Origin of the sequence: Aeromonas sp. LsrichE-8G, assembly GCF_022869435.1 — a bacterium.
GTDB classification, from domain to species: Bacteria; Pseudomonadota; Gammaproteobacteria; order Enterobacterales; family Aeromonadaceae; genus Aeromonas; species Aeromonas caviae.
This window is the reverse complement of sequence record NZ_JALIHH010000154.1, coordinates 1-2,411: the sequence shown is the minus strand read 5'-3', so window position 1 is coordinate 2,411 and position 2,411 is coordinate 1. Positions and strand designations below refer to the sequence as shown.

Sequence of the window (2,411 nt, the reverse complement as noted above, 5' to 3'; positions counted from 1 at the left end):
TGGTCACGCTCTTACTTTGTGGGCTCTTGCGGCGGTGCGCCGTTAGAGGTGATCAAGCAATACATTCAAAACCAGCGGGGCTGACGCCCCGGCGAAATTCCCCTCCCACCTACGTCGGAGGGAGTCCCCTTTCGCATTTAAGATGGCTGACATGACGGTCTCAGTCCGTAGGGAGCAGCCGGAAACAGGAGCTAACTACACAGTGTAACGAATGGGGGGCCTGCGGGCCCCTCTGCTGTTTTTGATTTTCCCGTTTTCCCCGCCAACAAAAGCAAAGGGCTCAAACCAAGCAATCAATCTGCAGAAATTTCAGCTATTTATAGAACTTTTTCTGTATGAGACTTCGTAGAAAAAGTTCTTAAATCTGCCAAAATTTCAGCAGATCGGCAGACCCATCCCTCCTTTTATCCGGCATCAGCAAAGGATGAGAGGGCCGCTTCTATCACCTCGCTGAGCTTCTCCAGCGAGACATCCCCACCGTATCGGTCATAGCTGATCGCCCCGTTGGTGTGACCCAAGATCGCCGCCGCATACTGCAATGGCACTCCGTGATCTTTGAGTGCTGCCCCCACGGTATGCCGCAGGCTGTGGAAGTCCTTGTCGACGGGGCGATGGCGGCTAAACCACTGCCCCCACAGGTGGCTGTAACTGTCCTGTCGATGGGGAAGCTCAGGGAAGATGCGTCCCCCTATCCTCCCCTTCACAAACTCGATGAAACCGCTCTGGAGAAGGTGCCGATGGAGAGGAACGAGACGAGCACTATTGGCCGTCTTGAGTTTCTGGTCTGGCCGTCCACTGCGAATATTCAGGCACCATATACCGTCAACCTGTTGCACATCATCGGCATAGAGCTGACAGATTTCGTTGGCACGAGCTCCGGTGAACAGACCCAGCAGAGCAATCCACCTACGGTGGGGCTCTTGCTGCTTAGCCCACCCGATAAACTTGCGACGTTCTTCCGCTGTGTACCCACTTCGTGAGTTCACCTCCTTGGCTCGCTGTAGCTTCAATCCGGCGAAGTGGTTGATGACCCCATCCTGATGGTTAGCCAGCCAGTTAAACAGCAGGGAGAGCTTCTGGAGATACTTGTTGATGGTGGTCGGGCTCTTGCCGGAGTTCAGCAGGCCCTCCTTGAACTTGACCACATCCGCTTTCCCATAGTCAGCGGCCGGTCTATCACCCAGCGCCTTGATGAAGCAGCCGATGTAGTTCTTCTGGTTGCTGAGCTCTTTCGGTGCCCAGGAGAGGGCCTTCTCTTTCAGATAGCGGTCACTCAAGACCGACAAGAGCGGAGCAAGCGGTTTGGCCGCCGGAACAGCAGGCTTGATGTGCGACTGAGGTTGAGGGTTCTCTGGCTCGCTTGCGGATTGCACGACTGGCTGAGCTCTGGAACGCACACAGGCAAGCAACTGGGCAACCTTGCTTCGTGCCGTAAGCTTGTCTCGGGTATGCAGGGATTTTTTGATCTCTTTACGACGACCACAGGGGAGCATGGTGACTTTCCGGTAATACCAGATGCCGTGGGGACTGAGCCAGAGATTCATCGATGAGCTCCTCGTCGTCCACACAAAATGGATGACCAAGGGCTTTAGGAAGCTAACTTATTGAATAGCAGAAACAGGTGGTGGCCCTACCAGCCACATCCCGGCACTCGAGTCCCCCGCCTTGGCTGCTACCTTCCGGTCCTGACCAGGTCGACGGGTTATCAATGCGAGAGGACCAATAGGACCACCGGCGAGGAGAATAGGCAAACTGGCCCCTCAATGCAACGGCTTTCTGCCGCAGCGCGAGCTGTTCGCCTTATTTTTCAACAATCTGGCCAAGGGTTCAGCTAAAGAGCATGAATTTGGCACCCACCAGCAACATGAGCAGGGCAAAGGCCTGCTTGAGCCGCCGGGGTGACATTCTGTGTGCCAGTCTGGTGCCCAGACGGGCAAACTGGGTGCTGGTGAGCACGATGCCAAGCAGGGCCGGCAGATAGATGAATCCGACGCTCCACTCGGGCAGATCGACGTCTCCCCAACCGGCATAGAGGTAGCTGAGGCTGCCTGCCAGGGCGATGGGCATGCTGCAGGCGGCGGAGGCGGCCACGGCGTTGCGCATGGGCACCGAATTCCAGGTGAGGTAAGGCACGGTCAGCGAGCCGCCACCGATGCCGAACAAGGCCGACATCCAGCCGATGACGGTGCCGGCGATCCCGGTACCAAGGGGGCCCGGCATGTGTCGCTCCGCTTTTGGCCTCAGATTGAGCCCCATCTGCAGGGCCTTGACATCCTCCCCCACCTTAGCGCTTCGCGTCACAGGAGGGGGATTCCCATTACGTATCTATTCACCAGGACGGGGTTGACGGCATCAGTTCTGCCGGGATGGGATAATCTGTCTTCTCGATGCACGCCCTGACCACGGCCCTC

General features: G+C 57.0%; 2 protein-coding genes, 1 other RNA gene and 1 pseudogene. 1 reads left to right on the top strand and 3 read right to left on the bottom strand.

The genetic code is table 11. The features are described from left to right. On the top strand, positions 1–84 hold an 84-nt coding region (locus MUW49_RS17950), incomplete at its 5' end, for a transposase (RefSeq protein ID WP_244812789.1). 320 nt (positions 85–404) lie between these two features. On the opposite strand, the gene MUW49_RS17945 is transcribed toward MUW49_RS17950, so the two are convergent. The 3 genes and pseudogenes from MUW49_RS17945 to MUW49_RS17935 all read right to left on the bottom strand — a co-directional run. Further along, on the bottom strand, positions 405–1,544 hold the full coding sequence (locus MUW49_RS17945) for a site-specific integrase (protein WP_244813044.1): 1,140 nt from the start codon (positions 1,542–1,544) through the stop codon (positions 405–407). An 84-nt stretch (positions 1,545–1,628) separates the two neighbouring features. Next, an RNA gene (ffs, locus tag MUW49_RS17940) (signal recognition particle sRNA small type) lies at positions 1,629–1,725 on the bottom strand. A 102-nt stretch (positions 1,726–1,827) separates the two neighbouring features. Continuing rightward, positions 1,828–2,265, bottom strand: a pseudogene (locus MUW49_RS17935) (sulfite exporter TauE/SafE family protein); the annotation flags it as partial. Between the last annotated feature and the right edge of the window lie 146 nt (positions 2,266–2,411).

Excerpts from the sequence above, each read along its gene's own strand:
- MUW49_RS17945 (WP_244813044.1), bottom strand. The coding sequence starts at position 1,544 with ATGAATCTCTGGCTCAGTCCCCACGGCATCTGGTATTACCGGAAAGTC.